This is a genomic window from Enterobacter asburiae, from assembly GCF_007035645.1.
GTDB classification, from domain to species: domain Bacteria; phylum Pseudomonadota; class Gammaproteobacteria; order Enterobacterales; family Enterobacteriaceae; genus Enterobacter; species Enterobacter asburiae_B.
In genome coordinates this window covers 1,093,302-1,116,418 of sequence record NZ_AP019632.1, presented here as the reverse complement: position 1 = coordinate 1,116,418, position 23,117 = coordinate 1,093,302, and the positions used below count along the sequence as shown (strand labels likewise).

Here is a 23,117-nt window from a genome sequence, read left to right as displayed (position 1 = left end):
GTCCTTCTCCTTAGCCCAATAGAGTGCGCAAGTGCGCCGCAACGCCGTCCTGCGTTACCGTTGTCTGCTCACCAGAGCGCAGGTCCTTCACCACCACTTCGCCGTTAGCCACTTCGGACTCGCCCAGCACCAGTGCAATACTTGCGCCCCACTTATCGGCACGAGCAAACTGTTTTTTAAAGTTGCCGCCGCCATGGTTGGTCATCAGCTTAACGCCCGGCAGCGCATCGCGCACGCGTTCGGCAAGCTGCATCGCCGCAGACTGCGTTTCCGCGCCTGAAGCCACCAGGTATATATCGACAACGGAATCTGCTTTAAATTCCGGATTAACTGCCTGAACCAGCAAAACAAGTCGCTCAAGGCCCATCGCGAAGCCAACAGCAGGGGCTGCGCGACCGCCAAGTTGCTCAACCAGACCGTCATAACGGCCGCCCGCACATACGGTGCCCTGAGAACCGAGGCTGGTGGTCACCCACTCAAACACGGTGCGGTTGTAGTAGTCCAGACCGCGCACCAGGCGCTGATTCACGGTATAGGCGATGCCTGCCGCTTCAAGCAGCTTGCACAGGCCCGCGAAGTGTTCGCGAGATTCTTCATCCAGGTAGTCACCCAGCGCAGGCGCATCGTTCAGCAGTGCCTGAACATCCGCGTTTTTGGAATCCAGAACGCGCAGCGGGTTACTGTACATGCGACGTTTGCAGTCTTCGTCCAGCTTCTCTTTATGCTGTTCCAGGAACGCCACCAGCGCATCGCGGTAGTTAGCGCGTGCTTCCAGAGAACCGATAGAGTTCAGCTCAAGAGAAACGTGATCGGCGATACCGAGGGCGCGCCACCAGCGGGCGGTCAGCATAATCAGTTCAGCGTCAATGTCCGGGCCCTGCAGGCCAAAGACTTCCACGCCCAGCTGATTGAACTGGCGATAACGACCTTTCTGAGGACGTTCGTGGCGGAACATCGGGCCGATATACCACAGGCGCTGCTCCTGATTGTACAGAAGACCATGTTCGATGCCGGCGCGTACGCAGCCCGCCGTACCTTCCGGACGCAGGGTCAGGCTGTCGCCGTTGCGGTCCTCAAAGGTGTACATCTCTTTTTCAACCACGTCGGTGACTTCACCGATCGCGCGTTTGAATAACGGGGTCTGCTCTACAATCGGCAAACGGATTTCGCTGTAACCGTAGCTGCCGAGCACCTGCTTCAGTGTGCCTTCAATGCGCTGCCAGATGGCGGTTTCGCCAGGCAGATAATCGTTCATGCCGCGGATGGCTTGAATGTTTTTTGCCACGTTTATTCTCTTTCTATATACAAAAAAAACCCAAAGAATGGGTTCAATCATACATGGGAAGCGGCACGCTTCCCATCACGTTATTTTTCAACCTGCTGAACGCTGATACGCTGTGTTTCGTCCATCATGGCGGCTTTGGCGCGGATGCGGGCTTCAAGCTGGTCGATCATGTCGCTATTATCCAGACGATCTTTACGAACGCCATCTTCATAGAGACCACTTTTCTTGTTACCGCCGGTTACGCCCAGGGTTGACACCAGTGCTTCACCCGGACCGTTTACCACGCAGCCGATGATGGAGACGTCCATCGGGGTGATAATGTCTTCCAGACGCTGCTCCAGGGCATTCACCGTGCCGATCACATCAAACTCCTGACGCGAGCAGGTTGGGCAGGCAATGAAGTTGATCCCACGTGCGCGAATGCGCAGCGACTTCAGGATATCGAAACCGACTTTGATCTCTTCGACCGGATCGGCCGCCAGCGAGACGCGCAGGGTGTCACCGATCCCTTCAGAGAGCAGCAGCCCCAGACCGATCGCAGATTTTACAGAGCCGCTGCGCAGGCCGCCCGCTTCGGTGATCCCGAGGTGCAGAGGCTGGTCGATCTGCTTTGCCAGTAGACGATAAGACTCTACCGCCAGGAACACGTCGGACGCTTTTACGCTGACTTTGAACTGATCGAAGTTAAGACGATCGAGATGATCGACATGACGCATCGCGGATTCGAGCAGCGCCTGTGGCGTAGGCTCGCCGTATTTTTCCTGCAGGTCTTTTTCCAGGGAACCGGCGTTAACGCCGATACGGATAGGAATATTTTTATCGCGGGCGCAGTCCACGACCATGCGGATACGCTCTTCGTTACCGATGTTGCCCGGGTTAATACGCAGGCAATCGACGCCGTATTCGGCCACTTTCAGTGCGATGCGGTAGTCGAAGTGGATATCAGCCACCAGCGGAACGCTGACCTGCTGTTTGATCAGTTTGAACGCCTCAGCGGCATCCATGGTTGGGACGGAAACGCGAACAATGTCCGCGCCTACACGTTCTAATGCTTTGATTTGATTGACCGTCGCTTCCACATCAGTGGTGCGCGTATTGGTCATCGACTGAACGGCGATAGGTGCCCCATCGCCGATTGGCACATTCCCAACGTAAATCCGTTTCGATTTTCTACGTTGAATCGGAGCCTGGTTATGCATGAAAAATCTCCCGCGTTGCCCGTCTGTTACTGTGCTGCTGATTGTTCGGCATTAACGGTAAGACGTGCAACCTGGTTAGTTCTGATAAAGCGGCTCAGGTCGACAGGTTTTCCTTGATACTGGATCTGTACCGCTGCCGGAGCGCCGATTTTAAGTTTATAGGGAGCCTGGCCGGTTAGGTTTAACGTGCCATCTTTACGCTGCAGGCCGCTGAACAGTTTTTTACCTGTCGCGTCAGTCACTTCCAGCCAGCAGTCGGCGCTGAAGTTCATCACCAGCGCGTTGGGATCGGCTGCTGTTGCCGTACCCGCCGGGCTGGTTGGCAGAGACGCTGCGCTATTGTCTGCAGGCTGAGTAGCCGCAGGCGCGTTCGCCGCAGTATCAACATTCGCCTGAGAAGGGGCGACAACCGCGTTTTGATCCTGAGCCTGCGGCGCAGCGGTGTTAGCCGTTGCTGCCGGAGCCTGTGCTGCATCGGTCGCCGACGCGTCTGGCGCTGCGGTCTGTGGCTCGCTTGAGGACGCTGCACCGTCGGTATTCAGCGGCACGTTCTGGGCATTCTCACTTCCGGCCTGGTTGAGTTCAGCAGAGGATTGATCGGCCATGGTGGTGATCTCTTCCTGCTGGGCTTTGTGGTTTTGCCACCACCATGCGCCCGTCAGGCCAATCACCACAAACAGCACCAGCCAGGTAAAGCTCATCAGCCAGCCATCGCGTTTTTTACGACGTTTCCCCAGGGAGAAGGTCTGCATCGGCGCAACTTTTGCTGCACGGACCGGTGCCTGCTTCTCCATCATTGGCAGTAATTCGTTTTCGGGGATATGGACCAGTTTTGCGTAAGAGCGGATATAACCGCGCAAGAACGTTGAAGCCAGATCGGCAGGTGCCTTATCTTCTTCAATATCGCGAACCGTGGAAACCTTCAGGCACAAGCGTTCCGCAACGGCTTGCTGGCTGAGTCCGAGTTGTTCACGGGCGTTGCGAAGACGAACGCCAGTGGAGAGTGCTTCATGTTGGTCGTGAGTGGCTTCAGTATTCATTCGCTACAACTACTGGTACGTGAAAAATAAGGGTTCAGGTGCCGGTGAGTCACAATGCCACCCGCACCGCGAAACTTCTGGTCAGTTAACCTTGAACAGAGAGTATAAGACTGTCAGCCCGGAGATGACAGTACAGCCCTGCCCGTACGGCTAAACTGTTGTTACGTCGTTACATACTGCCCGAAAGTCGGATGAAACGCACCGTAATTATTGTTCAGTCATCACGAATCTGACTGATTATTCAGTAAGACCAGGCTTCACGGCGCAGATAATGCGCCGTGAGTGCATAATAATCAAACAGCTTTAACCGCGATCGTCTCGCCCTGCATGCGTTTACGCAGGGTACGTTTGGTACGGTCAATAACATCACCAGCCAGCTGTCCGCATGCTGCATCAATGTCATCACCACGGGTTTTACGCACGATAGTGGTGAAACCATACTCCATCAGCACCTTGGAGAAACGGTCGATACGGCTGTTCGAGCTACGGCCATACGGCGCGCCCGGGAACGGGTTCCATGGGATCAGGTTGATTTTGCATGGCGTATCTTTCAGCAGTTCAGCCAGCTGATGCGCATGTTCGGTACCGTCGTTGACGTGGTCAAGCATCACGTACTCGATGGTGACGCGGCCCTGGTTGGCGTTGGATTTCTCCAGATAGCGACGCACCGCAGCGAGGAAGGTTTCGATATTGTACTTTTTGTTGATCGGCACAATTTCGTCACGAATTTCGTCGTTTGGTGCGTGCAGGGAGATCGCCAGCGCAACGTCAATCATGTCGCCCAGCTTGTCCAGCGCAGGCACAACGCCAGAGGTAGACAGCGTGACGCGACGCTTGGACAGACCAAAACCGAAGTCATCAAGCATGATTTCCATCGCCGGAACGACGTTGGTCAGGTTCAGCAGCGGCTCACCCATCCCCATCATCACCACGTTGGTGATAGGACGCGTACCGGTTACTTTTGCCGCACCGACGATTTTCGCGGCACGCCAGACCTGGCCGATAATTTCTGACACCCGCAGGTTACGGTTAAAGCCTTGCTGCGCGGTTGAGCAGAATTTGCACTCCAGCGCACAACCTACCTGAGAGGAAACACACAGCGTGGCGCGGTCTTCTTCCGGGATGTAGACGGTCTCAACGCGCTGATCGCCTACCGCAATCGCCCATTTGATGGTGCCATCCGCTGAGCGCTGCTCTTCCACCACTTCCGGTGCGCGGATTTCAGCCACTTCCTTGAGCTTGTTGCGCAGGACCTTGTTGATGTCAGTCATGTCATCAAAATTGTCGCTGCAGTAATGGTACATCCACTTCATGACCTGATCGGCACGAAACGGCTTTTCGCCCATCTCTTTAAAGAACTCGCGCATCTGCTGACGGTTCAGATCCAGCAGGTTGATTTTTCCATTTTTATTGGGAACCGCAGGAATGGCGACTTCGGAGGTATTCACTAATTCAGACATAATATTTTCCGGCCTCGTTGTTACACGTTATGGCCCATGGAGGGTTGAATAGAAACGCCCCGGAAAGCAGTCTGCTCGTCCGGGGCGTTGCATTGTACAAAGTCTGGCGCAGGGATGCCACGTCTGGACGCGGCATTTACGAAAATAATGTGTAAACGAAACCGTTAAATTAACGGGTGCGTGGACACACTTCACCTTCTGCGAAGAAGAAAGCGATTTCGCGTGCAGCAGATTCAACAGAGTCAGAACCGTGGGTACCGTTCTCGGTGAAGCTGTCTGCGTAGTCAGCGCGCAGAGTACCTGCCAGCGCGTTGTCCGGGTTGGTTGCGCCCAGCAGGTCACGGTGACGCTGTACTGCGTTTTCGCCTTCCAGCACGGATACCACGATTGGACCGGAGGTCATGAACTCAACCAGGCCGTCAAAGAATGGGCGACCTTCGTGCTCAGCGTAGAAACCGCGAGCCTGCTCAACGGTCAGGTGCAGCATTTTGGTGCCAACAATTTTGAACCCTGCAGATTCAAAGCGAGCGAAGATGCTGCCAATAACGTTTTTTGCCACCGCGTTTGGTTTGATGATGGAAAAAGTACGTTCAATAGCCATGATAACCTCTGTCAATGTTCTGTTGTTTTGCATACCTGAGTATGGTGTGGCGCGGATTATAATGAGCAATAGCGCCATTGCCTATGGATTCAGGTAACATTTTTTTAAAATAAGACGAGTTTTAGCAACAGCTCACATCAGAAAGCTATTTTCAGGTCACTGCAGCGTAAAATTCACCGTCGCGACCTGACCGGCCTCATCCATAACGAGTAACTGATAATCGCCCGATTTATCAAGCTGTAAAGTGTAAACTCTTCCCTTCACATTCAGCGGTTCACCGTTCAAAAACCACCAGCGCTCACCGCTATTGCCGGTCGCCTGAAGCGGCAGCGAAACGCGGGATTCCCCCGGCAGACGTTTGATGACGGCCCCTTCACGCACGCCTGTCAGGATGAGTGGCGCAGGTGCGTCCTGCGATAGCGGAGGACAGGTGGTTGAGGAAGGAGGGACCCGTACCGCGCGACGCTCGGTTGCCGGCAGCCACGGCTCCAGCGGCAGCGGCCAGACATCCAGGACTTTTTCAGTTGCATCAGGGCAATCTGCCGCCACGCGTTTACCCGTTTTATCCAGCCAGACCGGGAAACGAATACCGCGTATCCCTTCCTGTTCGGGCAATAGCAGCGTGGGCGGTTCACTCCCTTCCAGCAGCCAGGTCGACAGGCGACGCCGACAGTTTTCACTTCCTTCCGGCAGCGACTGGCCGCCCGGCCAGCAGATCACGCCCCGCCCGACGCTCTCCGGACGCGGGTCGCGCGGCAGGCGGGCTTCGTCTACCGTTGAGCGTGACTGAAGCAGGTTATTAACCTGATTTAAGAGTGGAACTGCGCTGGCGAAACCAAACTGCCCCGCTACGGGCGTGCCGTCCGGTCGTCCTGTCCAGATGCCTATTACGTAGCGGGCATTAAGACCAATCGCCCAGGCATCACGGTAACCGTAGCTGGTGCCGGTTTTCCACGCCAGCGGTGCGATCTGCGGTAACGCATTATCCGGCAGCGGCTGCGCCTCGTTCGCCAGAATACGGCGAATAATCCACGCCGAGCCTTGCGACAGCAGCGGACGTTCAATGAGCGGATCGCCCGGCTGTAACCGCAACCTCCCCGCCTTACCGTGTCGGGCAAACGCGCTGTAGGCCGCTGTGATATCCGCCAGCCGGGCGCCTGCCCCTCCGAGGATCAGGGACAGATTTGGCTGCGCCCCCGCAGGCAGGATCAGCGGCAAGCCTGAGTTGCTCAACATCCCGGCAAAACGTTTTGGCCCGTAGGCTTCCAGTACCTGTACCGCGGGCAGGTTGAGGGAGCGCACCAGCGCTTCACTCATGCTGACCGGTCCGTGGAACCCACTGTCAAAATTCCCGGGGCGATAATCACCGGTTTTTCTGGGAACGTCCTGGAGCAGCGAGGCGGGATGGATCAGGCCATCGTCCAGTGCCATACCGTAAATAAAGGGCTTTAACACCGATCCCGGGGATCGGATCGCATTGACCATATCCACGTGGCTAAAACGCGTGTCATCGTTAATATCCACCGAGCCGACCCAGCCGCGCACTTTCATATCGGTGTGATCCACGACGATCATCGCCAGCGAGCTGCGTGCCGGCAGGCGAGATTTCCAGTTCATCGCCAGCTCTTCCAGCTGCCGCTGCAGTCCGGCATCCAGCGTGGTGATAATTTTTGCGTCGCGACTTTTGCCGAGCATCATGCGCGCAAAGAGCGGCGCCAGCTGCGGCATCTGTCGGGGCGCCAGCCATACCGATTCTTCCCGTGATTCTTTAACCTGCTTCGCGGACCAGACGCCCTGCGTTACCATGCGATCTAGCACTTTGTTGCGCGCCGCCTCGGCCCGGTCAGGCCAGCGGTCCGGACGTAAGCGGCTGGGTGCCTGCGGCAGTACCGCCAGCAGCGCCGCTTCGGAATAGCTTAGCTGCGACGGCGGTTTGCCAAGATAGGTCCAGCTTGCCGCCCCGACGCCCTGCAGCGTTCCGCCAAACGGAGCGCGGTTGAGGTAAAGGGTGAGAATGTCGCGTTTGGAAAGATGCCACTCCAGCTGCATCGCCCGCCAGAGCTGACGAACTTTGCCGCCAAAGGTGCGCGGATGCGGGTCCAGCAGGCGCGCCACCTGCATGGTGAGCGTGCTTCCACCAGAGACGACTTTGCCAGAACTGAGATCCTGCCAGGCAGCGCGCAGGACAGAGAGCGGGTTTACGCCTGGGTGATCCCAGAACCAGCGATCTTCATACTGGATCAGCGCCTCAAGGTAGCGGGGAGAGACCTCTTCAATGGTAACCGGGTAGCGCCAGATCCCGTCGCTATCGGCAAAACGCCAGAGCGGCGTGCCCTTCTCATCTACCACCACCCGGGCGGGATTAACCTCTTTCAGAGGCAACGGCCACAGGCGGTCGGCGGCGACAATCAGCCCCCATAAAACGAGAAGCGCTCCCGCCAGCCATAGCCAGCGGGAGCGTGTCAGACGTGCCATTTGCATATTACGGAACAACAATCAGCGGGCCGCTGGCCGCCCCCGTTGCCCGCCACTGCGGAACGTACATAGACTCCACCATCGGGACCGGCACCTGATAGGTTCCCGGCGTCACGGCACGGGCCAGATAGACCAGCGTGACCGGCTGACCTTCGTTTACCGGCACGGCAGCCACAAAGCGGTCGTCGCGGAACTCCATATGCTGAATATCCGCCTGCTGCATCTGGCTGAGCAGGTTCTGTACCTCACTGCCGCTGTCCTGCAGGCTGGCGCTGCTGCTCGCCAGGTTCTGGTTTTCGAGCTCCAGACCCGCAGGGAGCAGATCCACCACCAGCGCATCCGGCACGTTCTGGCTGGCTTTAACGTCCAGCCACACCAGCACCAGCTCACCGCTCTTCAGCGATGAGAGCGATTTACTGCTGCCGTCGGTTGCCAGGATATGACGTTCAACCTGCAGCACGTTCGAGCTCGGCTGAGGGGCATATTCCGGATAACCGGTGCTGTCCAGGCGTACCCACAGCGGTGTTGTCCCGGTATTGGTCACCTGCAGCGCGCCAAGCTGGTCGCCGCTCACGTTTTGCACCAGTGACTTATCGCCGCCTGATGCGGTCTCAGACAGCGAAGTTTTCGCCTGCCACGCACCAGACAGGGTTTGCAGCGAGCGTCCAGCCAGGAACAGCGCATTGCTCTCCTGCGTTGACAGCCAGCGCTGGCTGAAGGCCTGTTCAGACAGGGCATTCAGCAGCGTATTTTGCGCATCAGGCAGCAGCTTGTACTCCTCCAGAAGAGAGAGCATCAGCGCGTTATCGCGAAGCTGGCTGCCGTAATCGGCCATCCAGTTTTTGCTGTCGTTGCGCGGGGTTTTGAGCGCCAGATCCAGCGCCTGCTGGCTGCGCGGCGCATCGCCCATCAGTTTGAGCGCCATGCCCAGCTGCATCAGCGGCAGCCCGGAAGCCGCCTGCCCGTGGCGATCCCAGATTTCACGCAGCGCGCCCAGCGGCGCTTTTTGCTGACGTGCCAGCACCAGCGCGGCATAGGCCTGCACGGCAAACTTGCTGGCCTGAGTATCGTCGCTGTAGCGAATGGACATCATTCCCGGATCCTGCAGGTAGCGCAGCAGGCGGTTATTGGCGTTATTCACTGCATCGGCAGGTACGCTGTAACCCTGCTCGCCCGCGCGCACCAGGAAGTCGGTCACGTAGGCCGTCAGCCAGTACTCTTCCGGACCGTTTTTATCCCACAGCGCAAAACCACCGTCCTCACGCTGCATCTGCAACAGGCGAGAGATGCCAATATCAATCGCTGCACGGCGCTTGTCATCGGTGTCGCCCTTGATGCCAAGTGCAGTCAGCTGCGCCGCGTTGGTGTAGAGCGACGGGAACAGGCCACTGGTGGTCTGTTCCAGGCAGCCATACGGGTACGCCTGCAGCTCGCGAATATAGCGCGCCAGGTTAAGCGGTGGTTTGCCGCTCAGCAGCAGTTGCCCCTGCAGGGTAGCAGGAGAGAAACCGTTACTATGTTGCGCCGGTGCGGTCCAGGACTCGCCGGGGTTCAGCATGGTACCGGTATTCACCGTCTGCGCCGGGAATGCCGGACGCACGCCGATTTTCCAGCTCTTTTGCTGCGGTGCGAAAGTCTCGCCCGGAAGCTTTAGGCCCATAACCTGTGCTGTCACCTCACCGTCACCATAACCCTCCAACGCACGCACCGGAATAAACAGGGTACTGCGCGCGCCAGGAGACAACTGAACCGGCTGCGGCTGCGAGCCTTCCAGCGACAGTTTTCCTGTCGCGGTCAGGGCGACATTCAGCGTTTGCGGCTTGTCCGTCAGGTTGGTGAGGTCCAGCGTCAGCCTTGAGGTGTCCCCGCTTGCCAGGAAGCGCGGCGTGTTAAGCTCGGTAATGACCGGCGCAGCCACCACGACCTTGCTTTCGCTGCTGCCGAAATCGTCTTCCGTCCAGGCCTGCGCCATCAGACGCAGCTCGCCGTTGAAATCACCAATCGGCAGCGTAATCGTGCCTTCTCCGTTGGCATCCAGCGTAACCGGCTGTGCCTGCTGGGCAATAATGGTGACGTGGTTCACCGGCGGCTTACCGCCGCGCTTCAGCTCATCACCGTCACCACCAAAGCGCAGCGCGGCCAGGCGGCCCTGCCCTTCGATGACCTGGCCGTAGATATCGTAGATATCCGCGCCGTAGCGTTTCTGACCGAAGAAAGCCTGCCACGGATCGGGCGTAACGTAATCGGTGATGTTCAGCACGCCGCTGTCAACCGCCGAGACCAGTACGTTCACTTTCTGCGGAACCGCACCCTCTTTCACGCTGGCTTTCACCTTCACAGAGAGCGTCTGGTTTGGACGCATTTTCTGCGGGTTATCGAGCGCAATGTTCAGACGACGATTTTCATCGCCCATCGGCAGATGTAGCAGGCCGACCGCGCGTTTCGGCGTGGCGGATTTCGATTTATCCCCAGGACGAACCACCAGCGTACTCAGGTAGAGATCGTGACGTTTCCAGGCTTTGTCGACCGGGATAGCGAGATCAAGCCCGTTTGCCGGTACGTCGATCTCTTTCCACCACAGCGGCCCTTCGCTGGACTCGATCATCGCATAGCCCTTACCTGCTGCCGGCGCTGCAATGTGCAGGTTAATGGTATCGCCTGGCTGATAGGCTGGCTTATCCAGTTTTAGCGTCACGCGGTCAGGACGTGCAGCCCCGTTGCCGTCGCTGTTATCCTGCCAGCTGTAGCCTGCCCAGAAGCGCACGCTGCTGACCATCTCATCAGGCGCTTTAACCTCCAGACGGTATGAGCCCCACTCCACCGGGAAGGTGACTTTACCCGTCTCGTCGGCCTTGAGAGTCAGCTCCTGCTCGCCTTCAACCAGATCTTTCTGATCGAACTGAGACTGCCAGCCTTCGCTCTCAGACCAGTTCCAGAAGTAGTCGCGGCGCTCACGGATCAGGCGTACCTGTAAACCGGAAACCGCTTTTTTCGCTCCGCTGGCATCGGCATAAACGATGTCGAAGCTGGCGTTGCCGTTCTCGTCAACAATCGGTTGGTTGACGGTGGTATCGGTGCGGTAGTCGTAAACGGCTTTACTGGCGAACTGAGGGCGGATACCCGGCAGCTCAGCCGCTGGCCAGATGGCCTGCTCAGCGCGACGCGTCACCGGACGGCCGCCGGACTCCAGCAGGCTGGCCTGCAGAATCAGCTGCAGAGGAGAGTGGACCTCTTTCCACTGGCTTTCGGTGGTCACCTGCCCACGCCCCTGCTCATCCAGCGTAAGCTGAACTTCATCCAGACTGCGGCTCAGGTTCTCCTCCGCGATATCGCCAAACTGGAAGCCCGGCAGCGCAGCCACCGCGTCACGCAGCGGACGCAGGAAAAGCTGGCCCTGCAGAGAATTACCGTTGGCCGGTGCGCCATACAGGTAATAGCCCACCACGTTAAAGTCCACGTTATCCTGCGGTGAAACCGGCGTTTTTTGTCCGCTCAGGTTGAGCGCCATACGCTCGGGCATGAAGTCTTCGACGTGGAAGTCCCACAGGCGCTGCAGGTTATCGCCCGTGTTGGCACGGATATGCCACATACCGGTCTGCGCTCCGCTGTCCAGCGGATAGTTAAAGCGATAGAGCCCATTCTCTGGCTTGACGACAATCGTACGCGCGACCTGTCCATCCGGGCGCAGCACGTCAAGCTTCACGGGCTGATCGGGAAGCGGCTTACCGTCACTGTCGCGCAGTAAGCCGTTGAGGATCACCGTTTCACCCGGACGATAGAGATCGCGCGGGCCAAACATGAAGAATTGCTTGCTGTAGCCGGGGCTACCGGCAATATCGAACTCCGCCAGATCCAGCGCCGGAAGCTTGAGGTCAAGCAGCGTGGTCTGGCCGTCTTTGCTCGCCAGAATCAGCGCGGCTTCTTTGTCCGTTTCAAGCTTCGCATGACCGTCGGCATCGCTCTTCGCCTCGGCGACAGTCTGGCCTTTATCGTTTAGCAGCGTGACGGCCACGCCGGACTGCGCCGCACCGTTTTCCAGACTCTGAGTGAAGATATCCAGGCGGTTATGGTAACGGTGAGCGGACAGGCCAATATCGCTTAGGGTAAAGAGCGTTGCGGCGTTGCTGTAGTTGTAGTGTCCAGCCTGGTTCATGACCGCGATATAAACGCCAGACTGCTGGAGCGGTTTAATATCCTTCAGGGGCAACAGCAATTTTTCGCGCGTGTTGCGCGCCGGATTAAGATCGAATCGACCGGTGTAAACCAGCTCCGCCATCTTCAGCAGGTTATCGGACTCCCAGTTGGTCAGCGAGTTACGGTACTCCCACTGACTGACAAGGGAGGCCAGCGATTCCGGCTTCACGCGGTAAAAGTTGACATCAACATTGTTGACGTTGAGCGCCATCACCGGCAGACCTTCCACCACCTTGCCCGGCAGGAGCGAGCCGCGGCTGGCAAAACCAACGGTGGGTTCAATGTCCCGGGTAGTCAGGGCTTTTTCATAATCAATGCCGAACGTCGCCTTGTTCAGCGCCTGCAGGTCACGTTCAACGGTGACGACCAGGTTGCGGTTAGGCTCCAGATGGCGCAGGCGAAGCTCTTTCAGGTTAGGCGCAAGTTCCCACGCCCCGTCAACCTTGCCGCTTTTCTTGTCCACGACATGCACCGTTTTGGCGAAATCCTGATCGGGATTCAGCGGAACAGAAAAGGTCAGCACCAGCGTGGCGGCACCGTCGAGCTGAACTTCTGAGGTATCCAGCAACGTCAGCGCTTTTCCCTGAGTCTGGGCAGCCAGTTTAGCCAGCGTTTCAGCATTGGGCTTTTCTGCAGCTTTCGGTGTGGATGCGGTGGATGCCGCGGGAGCCGCAGCCTGAGTTTTATCGTCGCTGTTATCACAGCCGACAAGCGTAAACGTGGTGAGCAGCGCAAGAGAGAGCGCGGCTAAGCGAAACGGTTTCATCCTTTGTCCCTGGCCCAAGGAGCCTGTTGGTCGTCGTCCGGATAAGTATTATCCGCAAGTTTCATTAATTCAAAAAGGCCAATTTTAAAATCTGGAAAGCGCCTCGCAGAACGGCATCACGCCGCTACGCCGTGATGGAACCGCGATCACAGCACATAACGTCACATGTTACCTTTCAAGTCATTTGTTTTTAAAACAAGAAGATAGCTGGCTAAGCTCGCCCGAAGGCTGCTAGTTTTATGACCATGACGCACCCCGAGTGCGCGGTTCAAAAAGAGAGAAAGCCATGAAACGAGCCGTGAACGCCCTACAAAATTTCGGAAAATCATTGTACGGACCGGTACTTATCTTACCGATCGTCGGTCTGTTTATCGCCTTTGGTAACGTGCTGGGTAACGGTAATCTCGCTGAATACCTGCCGTTTCTGGGCCATCCGCTGATTCAGCACCTTGGTCAGCTTATCGCGAAATCTGCCGTGTCGGTGCTGGTCAACCTGGCGCTGGTGTTTGCCGTCGGGATCCCGATTGGTCTGGCGACGCGGGATAAAGGCTATGCCGCGCTGATTGGTCTGGTTACCTTTGTCGTGTTCATCAACGCCATGAACGTCACGCTACAGCTGCAGGGCGCGCTGGCGCCAGCGGCCCAGATGAAAGCGGCCGGGCAGACCATGGTGCTGGGCGTGCAGGTGCTGGAGATGGGCGTTTTTGCCGGGATCCTGACCGGGGCGCTCTCCGGATATCTGTACAACAAATACTCCGGCGTACAGTTTAACGGCGCGATGGCGATTTACTCCGGCCACTGTTTTGTCGCCATCGTCATGCTCCCCGTCTCCATGCTGCTCGGCGTGGTGATGAGTGAACTGTGGCCGTATGCCCAGCACGGCATTAGCGCCCTGGCGCTGGCCATCAAAGGCTCCGGGCCGTTGGGCGTGGCAATCTACGGTTTCCTGGAACGTATTCTGGTCCCCACCGGCCTGCACCATCTGGTTTATACCCCGTTCCTCTATACCGAGCTGGGCGGCACGCAGGAGGTGTGCGGCGCAACCTATCAGGGCGCACGCAATATCTATTTCGCCGAGATGGCCTGCCCGGACGTGAAGCAGCTCAGCAGCACCGTGGTGTGGGACGCACGCGGCATCAGCAAGATGTTCGGCCTGCCTGCCGCAGCCCTGGCGATGTATATGACCGCAAAGCCGGAGCGTAAAGCCATTGCGAAAGCCATTCTGATCCCGGCGGCGCTGACCTCGCTGCTGGTCGGCGTGACCGAGCCGATTGAGTTCTCCTTCCTGTTCGTCGCTCCGCTGCTCTTCGTGGTGCACGCGGTGCTGACCGGCATCGGCATGATGCTGTTCTCGCTGCTGGGCGTTCACGCCATCGGCGCCAACGGGATTATCGACTTCATCCTCTACAACCTGCCGCTCGGCACGGAGAAGTCCAACTGGCCGATGTACATCGTGGTCGGGCTGATCATGTTCGCCCTCTACTTCGTGGTGTTCCGCTTCCTGATCCTGCGCTTCAACATGAAAACGCCGGGCCGTGAGGATGACGATCGGGAGACGCGCCTCTACAGCAAGCAGGAGTACCAGGCGAAGGGCAATAACGACGGGCTGGGCGAATCCATCGTGACGGGTCTGGGCGGCCGGGAAAACATTGAGGTTGTGGACAACTGCTACACCCGCTTACGCGTCACGGTGAAGGACGTCGCCATTATCGACGAGCCGCGGCTCAAGGCGACCGGCGCGAAAGGGATTATCAAACAAGGTAACAACGTTCAGGTGGTCTACGGGCTGCACGTCAAAAAAATGCGAGAAGCCGTTGAGACGTTTCTCTGAAAGGAGCTAAAGATGTTTACACCCCCATTTATTCTGTCGATTGCCGGCGGCGGTAGCACCTACACGCCGGGCATTGTGAAAAGCCTGATGGTGCGCCTGCAGGATTTCCCGCTGGCCGAAATTCGCCTTTATGACATCGACGAGGCGCGTCAGAACACCATTGCGCCCGTCGTCGAGAAGGTCATTCGCGACCACAGCCAGAGCATCAAATTTACCGTCACCAGTGACCCGGAAGTGGCCTTCAGCGGCGCGCATTTCGTCTTCGCCCAGATGCGCGTCGGCCAGTACAAGATGCGCGAGCAGGATGAGAAGATCCCGCTGCGTCACGGCGTGGTCGGCCAGGAAACGTGCGGACCCGGCGGGCTGGCCTACGGGCTGCGCACGATCCTGCCGATGGTGGAACTTATCGATCTGGTGGATCGCTACGCGCACGAGAAGGCCTGGATCGTGAACTACTCCAACCCGGCGGCGATCGTCGCGGAGGGCGTGCGGCGGCTGCGGCCAAATGCGCGGGTGCTGAACATCTGCGATATGCCTGTCGCCGCGATGCGCAATATGGGGGCGATTCTGGGTGTCGATCGCCGCAGGCTGGAGGTGGACTACTTCGGCCTGAACCACTTCGGCTGGTTTACCCGCGTGCTGGTGGACGGCGAAGACAAGCTTCCCGAGCTGCGTAAACATATCGCGAAGTTTGGCCTGCTGACGGAAGATGCGGCTAAAACCGACCCGCAGCATTCCGATCCATCATGGGTCAAAACCTGGCGCAACATTAAGCCGATCATGGACAACTTCCCGGAGTATCTGCCGAACCCGTATCTGCAGTACTACCTGATGCCGAACCAGATCGTCGAGCATCAGAACCCGGACTATACCCGCGCCAATGAAGTGATGGACGGGCGCGAGAAAAAGCTGTTCGCCGCTGCCGAAGAATACAAGCGCACCGGGATCCTGCCGGACGCCTTCCACGTAGGCGTCCACGGCGAGTTTATCGTCGATGTCGCCTGCTCGCTGGCCTTTAACCTGCGGAGCCGCCATCTGGTGATGGTGGAAAACCGCGGGGCGATTACCAACCTGCCTTACGATGCCGTGGTGGAGGTGCCCGCTTATATCACCTCCGAAGGCCCGGAACCGATTCGCGTCGGTCAGGTGCCGCTGTTCCATCAGACCCTTTTGCAACAGCAGCTCGCCTCTGAACAACTGCTGGTAGAGGCCACCATCGAGGGCAGCTATGAGAAAGCCCTGCAGGCGTTCACCCTCAACCGCACCGTGCCAACCATGGAGCATGCAAAAGCGATTCTGGATGAGATGATCGAGGCCAACCGCGACTACTGGCCTGCGCTGCAAAAGCCTGGCAGGACGGCGAAACGGTGAAAAAATAGGGGCTTGCTCGCGAGTTGAACGTGGTTTGCTTGTCGGTGTCAGAAAAAACACCGACAATCCTTTTTTACGGAAAAGAATGGAGGCAACCCATGTCCACCTCATATTTTGTCGCCGCCGACTGGCTGATTGAGCACGGTGACGATCCGGAAGTTCAGATTATTGACGCGCGTATGGCCCCGGCCGGGCAGGAACACCTTCGCGATATGGTCGCGGAATACCGTGCCGGACATCTGCCTGGCGCGGTATTTTTTGATATCGAAGCCCTCTCCGATCGCAACTCTCCCCTGCCGCACATGCTGCCGCGCCCGGAAGCGTTTTCCGTGGCGATGCGCGAGCTGGGCGTCAGCAAAGACAAACACCTCGTTGTTTATGATGAAGGTAACCTCTTCTCCGCCCCGCGCGCGTGGTGGATGCTGAAAAACTTCGGCGTGGAAAAAGTGTCGATTCTGGCGGGCGGGCTGGCGGGCTGGAAGCGCGACGAGCTGCCGCTCCAGCAGGGTGACGTGACGCTTCCGGAAGGCGAATTCGACGCCACGTTCGACGCGCACGTGGTGAAACGCCTGACCGACGTGCTGGTCGTGAGTCATGAAAAAACGGCGCAAATCGTCGATGCCCGTCCTGCTCCGCGATTCAATGCCGAAGCGGATGAACCGCGTCCGGGGCTGAAGCGCGGACATATTCCGGGGGCGCTGAACGTACCGTGGGGCGAGCTGGTGTTTGAGGGCGAGCTGAAAACCACCGACGAGCTGCGGGCCATTTTTGACCGTGCTGGCGTGGATTTACATCGTCCGATTATTGCCAGCTGCGGCTCCGGCGTAACGGCCTGCGTGGTGATCCTGGCGCTCGCCACGCTCGGCGCGAACGACGTCACGCTCTACGACGGCGCCTGGAGCGAATGGGGTGCGCGAGACGATCTGCCGGTTGAACCCGCGAAATAATGGATAACCGCCTGGCCACGCTGTTAACGCGCGGGGCGTCGCTGACCCGCGCGGAGTATCGCGTCCTCGCCCACCTCACGGAGCACCCGCTGCTGGTGGGCAACATCACGGTACGCGAGCTGGCGCAGGCGACATTTGTTTCCACCGCCACCATCATGCGGCTGTGTCAGAAGCTGGGGTTCAGCGGCTTTAGCGAGTTTATCTGGCACTGCAAGCAGCTGCTCTCCGACACACCGCATATTGCCGCCCAGGGGCAGTCGCTTCCTGAACTCCCGGCGCTGTTTAATCAGTTTATCGCCAACTATCAGCACACCTTCCAGTGGGTCACGCAGGAAAAGCGCCAGCAGTTTGCCGACCTGCTGCGCCAGAAAGAGAGCTTCTTTCTCTACGGGGCCGGGTTTTCCTATCTGTTTGCGGAGTACCTGACCAAGAAGCTGCAGGTGCTGGGCAAAACGGCGTTTATCTCCGGGCCGGGGGACAGCCGGAATATTTTCCTCAGCAACGCCGCCCGCTATCAGGTGTTTATTGCCGTCTCGCGCAGCGGTGAAACGGAGCAGGTGCTGGATAAAGCGCGGATTGCCAAAAACGTCGGTATGACGATCGTCGCGTTTACCCGCGCCTCGGCCAATACGCTGGCGGGGATGGCGGACGTGCATTTTGCCCTCTATGACGAAGCGGTGCACTTCGCCGCCGAAGCCGCAGGGGTGACGTCGTTTGAGTCGAATCTGGTGCTGCTGATGGATTTACTGCTGCTGGAAGCAACGGGGTGATATTCACCCCGCCGTAATCAGATGATGCGGTTGGTTTTGAGATCGCGCAGGAAGCCGCCCCAGCGACGCTCGTAGAACGGGGTGATGTGCTCGGTAATAAAGTGGCTGATGCCCTTCTCGCCGTTCTTCACCTGGCAGATATCAATCGGCTCATCGCCCGGCAGCGTGTCGGTCGCCACGCTTCCCGCCGCCTGAATGATGTCGTCGATATCGCCGTCCGCCTCAATACCAATCAGCAGAACCGGATGCTCGTCCGCACGCTCTTTAATGGAGCAGAGAAACGCGCGTCTAACCGGTTTCAGGGTTTTGAACAGCGTCGTGAGGGAATCAATCATCTGCGCGGGCGGCTCGGCCACTTCAGAAAGCAGCAGCGTTTCGCCCCCTTCCAGCACTTCCTGGGTGCTGAGCGGGTTGCCCTCTTCACCTATCAGATGGCTGATTTCACGCGGGGTAAACTCTTTCCCGGTCGGCAGCTTCGCGTTAAGGAACAGCGTCTGGCCCAGCGTCATTTCAAACAGGGTACGCACCGGCATCACCACGAACGCCTGTTCGTCTTCTACCGCTTCCTGCAGGGCTTCCAACGAGGTGAAGAACGGGATCACCGACGTGCCGTCGTCTTTCTCCCAGTGCAGCAGATCCAGCGCGCTGTCTTCTACAACCTGCTCACCTTCCGCCGCGGTGCCCGGCACCCAGACGGTGGATTCCAGCAGCGTGCGGAAAAATGCCGGACGGTGGGCGGGCTCGGTCGCCGCCTGCTCCAGCAGGGTTTCTAATTCGTTTTTGGTTTCGGACATAACAATTCCAGATGATGCATTTCCCCTCACCCCAGCCCTCTCCCTCAAGGGAGAGGGAGCAAACCATCCCCTCTCCCCTTGGGAGAGGGTTAGGGTGAGGGCAATAAAGATTACTCAGCCGTCAGCAGGTTCGCCACGGTACGCACGCCCAGACCGGTCGCGCCAGCGGACCACTGCTCAACCGCCGCTTTACGGTACGTTGCGGAACAGTCGATGTGCAGCCAGCCTTCGTGGTAGTTCTCAACGAAGTGGGACAGGAAGCCTGCCGCCGTGCTTGCACCCGCCGGGTACGCCGCGCTCGCGGTGTTGTTCAGCTCGGCAAAGTTGGACGGCAGCTGGCTGCGGTGGAACTCAGCCAGCGGCAGACGCCAGAACGGCTCGTTTTCCGCAGCGGCGCTTGCCAGCAGGCGAGCAGCCAGCTTGTCGTCAAAGCTGAACAGCGCGTGGTAGTCGTTGCCCAGGGCGGTTTTTGCCGCGCCGGTCAGGGTCGCCATGTCGATAATCAGCTCTGGCTTCTGGGCAGACGCGTCGATCAGACCATCGGCCAGCACCAGACGGCCTTCGGCGTCGGTGTTCATCACTTCGACGTTTTTGCCGTTGCGGTAGCGAATGATGTCGCCCAGCTTGAAGGCGTTACCGCTCACCATGTTATCCGCGCAGCACAGATACAGCTTCACGCGCTTGTTCAGACCGCGGGTGATGGCGAACGCCAGCGCGCCGGTGATAGTTGCCGCGCCGCCCATGTCGGACTTCATGGAGTCCATGAACGCGCTCTGCTTCAGGCTGTAGCCGCCGGTATCAAAGGTGATGCCTTTCCCCACCAGGCAGGCAAAGACCGGTGCCGCTTTATCGCCGGTTGGGTTGTAATCCAGCGCCAGCAGGACCGGAGGACGCTCAGAACCACGGCCCACGGTGTGGATGCCCATGTAATTCTGCTCGCGCAGGTCTTCACCTTTGGTGATGCGGTAGGACATTTTCTCGCCCGCCACGCCGCACAGCAGGTCAACCGCGCGCTGCGCCAGCTGCTCCGGACCAAGCTCTTCCGCCGGGGCGTTGATGGTGTCGCGCACCCAGTCGATGATTTGCAGGCGGCGTTCCAGCTCTTTCTGACCGGCTTCGTCGAGGTTCGCCCACTCGATTTTGCGGGTGCCTTTCGGCCCTTTGTAGCCTGCCCAGAATGCCCAACTGCGGTCGGTGTCCCAGCCTTCGCCTTCCAGGGAGACATGCTTAATGCCCAGGCCGTCAATTTTACGCGCAGCGCGCTGGATCAGGCCCAAATCATCGTTGCCCGTCAGGTGCAGGGTAATGCCGTCGTTATTAATGCTGTAGGTGGCTTTCTCGCCCCAGCGCGCGTCAGCAGGCTGATTCGAGAGCGTAATCTTCATCGCTTCGGTCATTTTATTTATCCTTATTAGCAACTAGCAAACGGGCCGCCTGAAGGCAGCCCGTTATGTTATTTATTCTGCTTCATCTAACCAGACTAACAGAATCGCCTCCAGAATTTTTTCATTGGATGCGTTTGGATCGTCGTCGAAATCCTCTAAATCGCAGATCCACTGATGCATGTCGGTGAATCGTACGGTCTTCGGATCGAGATCCGGGTTCGCGTCGTAGAGCGCTTCGCCGATTTCACGGCTGTCTGTCCACTTAAGTCCCATATCAATGCTCGCGTGCGTGGTTGATGGTGTAGCGTGGGAATTCCACGACCAGATCTTCATCGGTCACTGCGGCCTGGCAGCTCAGGCGGCTGTCAGGCTCCAGACCCCATGCTTTATCCAGCATGTCGTCTTCGTCTTCGGTGCTCTCGGCGAGAGAGTCAAAACCTTCACGCACGATGCAGTGGCAGGTGGTGCAGGCACAGGATTTTTCACAGGCGTGTTCCACTTCGATACCTGCACGCAGGGCAACATCGAGAATGGTTTCACCGGTCTTCGCTTCCAGAACAGCGCCATCCGGACAGAGGTCCGCATGAGGCAAAATAACAATCTTTGGCATATTAAACCTCGTCCACGGACTGGCCTTTCAGCGCGACGCGGACAGATTTGTCCATGCGGCGAGCAGCAAAGTCCTGGGTTTGTTTATCAACGTTTTTAATGGCTTCTTCTATTGCGTCAGCGTCATTGCCTTCTGCTACTGCGCTTAAATGCGCGGCAGCGTCGTCAATCACCTGACGCTCAGCGGCGCTTAACAGCGCGGCATCGGCAGCGAGCGCGCCGTTCAGGCTCTCCAGCACGCGGGCGGCTTCAACTTTTTGTTCAGCCAGCATACGCGCCTTCACATCCTGCTCGGCGTAGCTCATTGAGTCCTGAATCATGGAGGCGATTTCGCCATCGGTCAGGCCGTAGGACGGCTTCACCTGAATGGACGATTCCACGCCGGTGGATTTTTCCATCGCCGTGACGCTCAGCAGACCGTCCGCATCCACCTGGAAGGTAACGCGAATATGCGCCCCGCCCGCAGGCAGCGCCGGGATACCGCGCAGCGCAAAGCGCGCCAGAGAGCGGCAGTCCTGCACCAGCTCGCGCTCGCCCTGCATCACGTGGATGGACATCGCGGTCTGGCCGTCTTTGAAGGTGGTGAACTCCTGCGCGCGCGCCACCGGAATAGTGGTGTTACGCGGGATCACTTTCTCCACCAGGCCGCCCATGGTTTCTAACCCGAGCGACAGCGGGATGACGTCCAGCAGCAGCATTTCGCTGTCCGGCTTGTTGCCGACCAGGATATCGGCCTGGATTGCGGCGCCCACGGCAACCACTTTGTCCGGGTCGATGGAGGTCAGCGGCGTGCGGCCAAAGAATTCACCCACGCGCTCGCGCACCAGCGGCACGCGAGTCGAACCGCCCACCATGACCACTTCCAGCACCTCGTTCGCCTCAACGCCCGCATCTTTCAATGCGCGACGGCAGGCCAGCAGGGTGCGTTTCACCAGCGGGGCAATCAGATCGCTGAACTGGTCGCGGGCGATCTCACCCTGCCAGCCCGCAACGTTTACGGTAACCGTCTGCGCATCGCTCAGGGCGATTTTGGCGTCGATGGCCGCATCCAGTAGTTCACGCTGCACGCGCGCATCGCTGCGATCGCTGATGCCCGCCTGCTCGCGAATATAATCCGCCAGCAGATGGTCGAAGTCATCGCCGCCCAGCGCGGAATCCCCGCCGGTCGCCAGCACTTCAAATACCCCGCGGCTTAAGCGCAGGATCGAGATATCAAAGGTACCGCCGCCGAGATCGTAAACCGCGATCACCCCTTCCTGACCGGAGTCGAGGCCGTAGGCAATCGCCGCCGCCGTCGGTTCGTTCAGCAGGCGCAGCACGTGCAGGCCTGCCAGACGCGCGGCGTCTTTGGTGCCCTGACGCTGTGCATCGTCAAAATAGGCCGGAACGGTGATGACTACACCGTCCAGATCGCCGCCAAGCGTTGCCGTCGCGCGCGCCGCCAGCGCTTTGAGGATGTCGGAGGAAACGCGAATCGGGTTCAGCAGACCGGCCGCGGTCGCAATCATCGGCAGGCCGTTTTCACTGGCCTGCAGCTGATACGGCAGATGCGGATAGCGGGTCTGAATATCGGCCAGCGAGCGGCCCATCATGCGCTTTACGGAGCTGATGGTGTTGGCCGGATCGCGCGCGGCGTTGGCGCGGGCGTCATAGCCGACCGCGTGACCCTGCTGCTGGTAGTGGACCACGGAAGGCAGCAGATGGCGGCCCTGCTCGTCAGCCAGCGTTTCCGCCTGGCCGCTGCGCACGGTCGCCACGAGGGAATTGGTGGTGCCCAGATCGATACCCACCGCCAGACGACGCTGGTGCGGTGCGGCACTTAAGCCAGGCTCACTAATTTGTAATAAGGCCATAATTGCTTCCGAAATTAAAAATCGAGCAGCTTTTCTTCGAGTTGTTCAGCACTGCTTCGCAGTTTATCGAGAAAACGGAGTTTGCGCACAGTGTCTGCCGCCACGTCCCAGGTCTCGTTGTTCAGTTGCTCCACCATCTGCTGATGGCGGGTATCGAACATGCCCTTCACGCGCGTGATGAAGCTTTCCAGACGCGCTTCGTCTTTGGCCTGTTCAATCTCATCCAGCTCTTCGCGAAGCTCCAGCTGTTCCATCAGAAACGCGGTGTCGCGCACGGTATGCTGTTCGCTCGCCAGATCGAAACCGTGGAGCGAGAGCAGATATTCTGCACGCGCCAGCGGATGGCGCAGCGTCTGCCAGGCCTGGTTGATGGTCGCAGATTGGGAAACCGCAGCCAATTGCTCAGACTGAGTACCACTGGCGAATTTATCCGGGTGATACTGACGCTGAAGATCCTGAAAACGGATCGTCAGCGCCTGGAGATCAATCGGGTATTGAGCGGGTAGTCCGAAGAGAGTGAAGTAATCCATAACATTC

General features: G+C 58.5%; 16 protein-coding genes and 1 pseudogene. 4 read left to right on the top strand and 13 right to left on the bottom strand.

Going from position 1 to position 23,117, the window contains the following annotated elements:
* Window positions 1–10: 10 nt before the first annotated feature.
* The 7 genes from hisS to FOY96_RS05270 form a co-directional block, all read right to left on the bottom strand.
* A complete protein-coding gene (gene hisS / locus FOY96_RS05300; RefSeq protein ID WP_032622984.1) occupies window positions 11–1,285 on the bottom strand; it encodes a histidine--tRNA ligase in 1,275 nt (424 codons plus the stop codon).
* Between the two features lie 80 nt (window positions 1,286–1,365).
* Entirely contained in the window at window positions 1,366–2,484 is a 1,119-nt protein-coding gene (gene ispG / locus FOY96_RS05295; RefSeq protein ID WP_023308814.1) for a flavodoxin-dependent (E)-4-hydroxy-3-methylbut-2-enyl-diphosphate synthase, read from the bottom strand.
* A 26-nt stretch (window positions 2,485–2,510) separates the two neighbouring features.
* Entirely contained in the window at window positions 2,511–3,524 is a 1,014-nt protein-coding gene (gene rodZ, locus FOY96_RS05290; RefSeq protein WP_096150439.1) for a cytoskeleton protein RodZ, read from the bottom strand.
* A gap of 293 nt (window positions 3,525–3,817) precedes the next feature.
* The gene (gene rlmN, locus FOY96_RS05285) at window positions 3,818–4,984 is read right to left on the bottom strand and encodes a dual-specificity RNA methyltransferase RlmN (protein WP_014171168.1); all 1,167 of its coding nucleotides are present in this window, start codon (window positions 4,982–4,984) and stop codon (window positions 3,818–3,820) included.
* 169 nt (window positions 4,985–5,153) lie between these two features.
* Window positions 5,154–5,585: a nucleoside-diphosphate kinase gene (gene ndk / locus FOY96_RS05280; RefSeq protein ID WP_003860625.1), complete on the bottom strand. Its 432-nt coding sequence runs from the start codon at window positions 5,583–5,585 to the stop codon at window positions 5,154–5,156.
* A 156-nt stretch (window positions 5,586–5,741) separates the two neighbouring features.
* Window positions 5,742–8,066, bottom strand: a complete 2,325-nt coding sequence (pbpC, locus tag FOY96_RS05275; RefSeq protein ID WP_143346605.1) for a peptidoglycan glycosyltransferase PbpC — start codon at window positions 8,064–8,066, stop codon at window positions 5,742–5,744.
* A gap of 1 nt (window position 8,067) precedes the next feature.
* Complete coding sequence (locus FOY96_RS05270) at window positions 8,068–13,020, bottom strand: alpha-2-macroglobulin family protein (protein ID WP_143346604.1); 4,953 nt, start codon at window positions 13,018–13,020, stop codon at window positions 8,068–8,070.
* 286 nt (window positions 13,021–13,306) lie between these two features.
* Here FOY96_RS05270 and FOY96_RS05265 point away from each other — a divergent pair, with 286 nt between their 5' ends.
* From FOY96_RS05265 to FOY96_RS05250, 4 genes and pseudogenes are all read left to right on the top strand, one after another.
* Entirely contained in the window at window positions 13,307–14,851 is a 1,545-nt protein-coding gene (locus FOY96_RS05265; RefSeq protein ID WP_064673763.1) for a PTS transporter subunit EIIC, read from the top strand.
* A gap of 12 nt (window positions 14,852–14,863) precedes the next feature.
* Window positions 14,864–16,230 (top strand): annotated as a pseudogene (locus tag FOY96_RS05260) (6-phospho-alpha-glucosidase).
* A 90-nt stretch (window positions 16,231–16,320) separates the two neighbouring features.
* A complete protein-coding gene (gene sseA / locus FOY96_RS05255) occupies window positions 16,321–17,169 on the top strand; it encodes a 3-mercaptopyruvate sulfurtransferase (protein ID WP_143346602.1) in 849 nt (282 codons plus the stop codon).
* Complete coding sequence (locus FOY96_RS05250) at window positions 17,169–17,939, top strand: MurR/RpiR family transcriptional regulator (RefSeq protein ID WP_047652683.1); 771 nt, start codon at window positions 17,169–17,171, stop codon at window positions 17,937–17,939. Before sseA ends, FOY96_RS05250 begins: the two co-directional genes overlap by 1 nt.
* A 17-nt stretch (window positions 17,940–17,956) precedes the next feature.
* Here the strand turns inward: FOY96_RS05250 and sseB are convergent, their stop codons facing one another.
* The 6 genes from sseB to hscB all read right to left on the bottom strand — a co-directional run bounded on the left by sseB (window position 17,957) and on the right by hscB (window position 23,110).
* A complete protein-coding gene (gene sseB / locus FOY96_RS05245) occupies window positions 17,957–18,733 on the bottom strand; it encodes an enhanced serine sensitivity protein SseB (protein WP_023333036.1) in 777 nt (258 codons plus the stop codon).
* Window positions 18,734–18,843: 110 nt separating this feature from the next.
* On the bottom strand, window positions 18,844–20,130 hold the full coding sequence (gene pepB / locus FOY96_RS05240; protein ID WP_143346601.1) for an aminopeptidase PepB: 1,287 nt from the start codon (window positions 20,128–20,130) through the stop codon (window positions 18,844–18,846).
* A gap of 60 nt (window positions 20,131–20,190) precedes the next feature.
* Complete coding sequence (gene iscX, locus FOY96_RS05235; RefSeq protein ID WP_003860650.1) at window positions 20,191–20,391, bottom strand: Fe-S cluster assembly protein IscX; 201 nt, start codon at window positions 20,389–20,391, stop codon at window positions 20,191–20,193.
* Between the two features lies 1 nt (window position 20,392).
* A complete protein-coding gene (fdx, locus tag FOY96_RS05230; protein ID WP_003860652.1) occupies window positions 20,393–20,728 on the bottom strand; it encodes an ISC system 2Fe-2S type ferredoxin in 336 nt (111 codons plus the stop codon).
* A gap of 1 nt (window position 20,729) precedes the next feature.
* Entirely contained in the window at window positions 20,730–22,580 is a 1,851-nt protein-coding gene (gene hscA, locus FOY96_RS05225; protein ID WP_033146222.1) for a Fe-S protein assembly chaperone HscA, read from the bottom strand.
* A gap of 14 nt (window positions 22,581–22,594) precedes the next feature.
* Window positions 22,595–23,110, bottom strand: coding sequence for a co-chaperone HscB (gene hscB / locus FOY96_RS05220; RefSeq protein WP_039263745.1), 516 nt, complete (start codon window positions 23,108–23,110; stop codon window positions 22,595–22,597).
* Window positions 23,111–23,117 lie beyond the last annotated feature (7 nt).

Excerpts from the sequence above, each read along its gene's own strand:
- ispG (WP_023308814.1), bottom strand. The coding sequence starts at position 2,484 with ATGCATAACCAGGCTCCGATTCAACGTAGAAAATCGAAACGGATTTAC.
- rodZ (WP_096150439.1), bottom strand. The coding sequence starts at position 3,524 with ATGAATACTGAAGCCACTCACGACCAACATGAAGCACTCTCCACTGGC.
- rlmN (WP_014171168.1), bottom strand. The coding sequence starts at position 4,984 with ATGTCTGAATTAGTGAATACCTCCGAAGTCGCCATTCCTGCGGTTCCC.
- ndk (WP_003860625.1), bottom strand. The coding sequence starts at position 5,585 with ATGGCTATTGAACGTACTTTTTCCATCATCAAACCAAACGCGGTGGCA.
- pbpC (WP_143346605.1), bottom strand. The coding sequence starts at position 8,066 with ATGCAAATGGCACGTCTGACACGCTCCCGCTGGCTATGGCTGGCGGGA.
- FOY96_RS05270 (WP_143346604.1), bottom strand. The coding sequence starts at position 13,020 with ATGAAACCGTTTCGCTTAGCCGCGCTCTCTCTTGCGCTGCTCACCACG.
- FOY96_RS05265 (WP_064673763.1), top strand. The coding sequence starts at position 13,307 with ATGAAACGAGCCGTGAACGCCCTACAAAATTTCGGAAAATCATTGTAC.
- sseA (WP_143346602.1), top strand. The coding sequence starts at position 16,321 with ATGTCCACCTCATATTTTGTCGCCGCCGACTGGCTGATTGAGCACGGT.
- FOY96_RS05250 (WP_047652683.1), top strand. The coding sequence starts at position 17,169 with ATGGATAACCGCCTGGCCACGCTGTTAACGCGCGGGGCGTCGCTGACC.
- sseB (WP_023333036.1), bottom strand. The coding sequence starts at position 18,733 with ATGTCCGAAACCAAAAACGAATTAGAAACCCTGCTGGAGCAGGCGGCG.
- pepB (WP_143346601.1), bottom strand. The coding sequence starts at position 20,130 with ATGACCGAAGCGATGAAGATTACGCTCTCGAATCAGCCTGCTGACGCG.
- iscX (WP_003860650.1), bottom strand. The coding sequence starts at position 20,391 with ATGGGACTTAAGTGGACAGACAGCCGTGAAATCGGCGAAGCGCTCTAC.
- fdx (WP_003860652.1), bottom strand. The coding sequence starts at position 20,728 with ATGCCAAAGATTGTTATTTTGCCTCATGCGGACCTCTGTCCGGATGGC.
- hscA (WP_033146222.1), bottom strand. The coding sequence starts at position 22,580 with ATGGCCTTATTACAAATTAGTGAGCCTGGCTTAAGTGCCGCACCGCAC.
- hscB (WP_039263745.1), bottom strand. The coding sequence starts at position 23,110 with ATGGATTACTTCACTCTCTTCGGACTACCCGCTCAATACCCGATTGAT.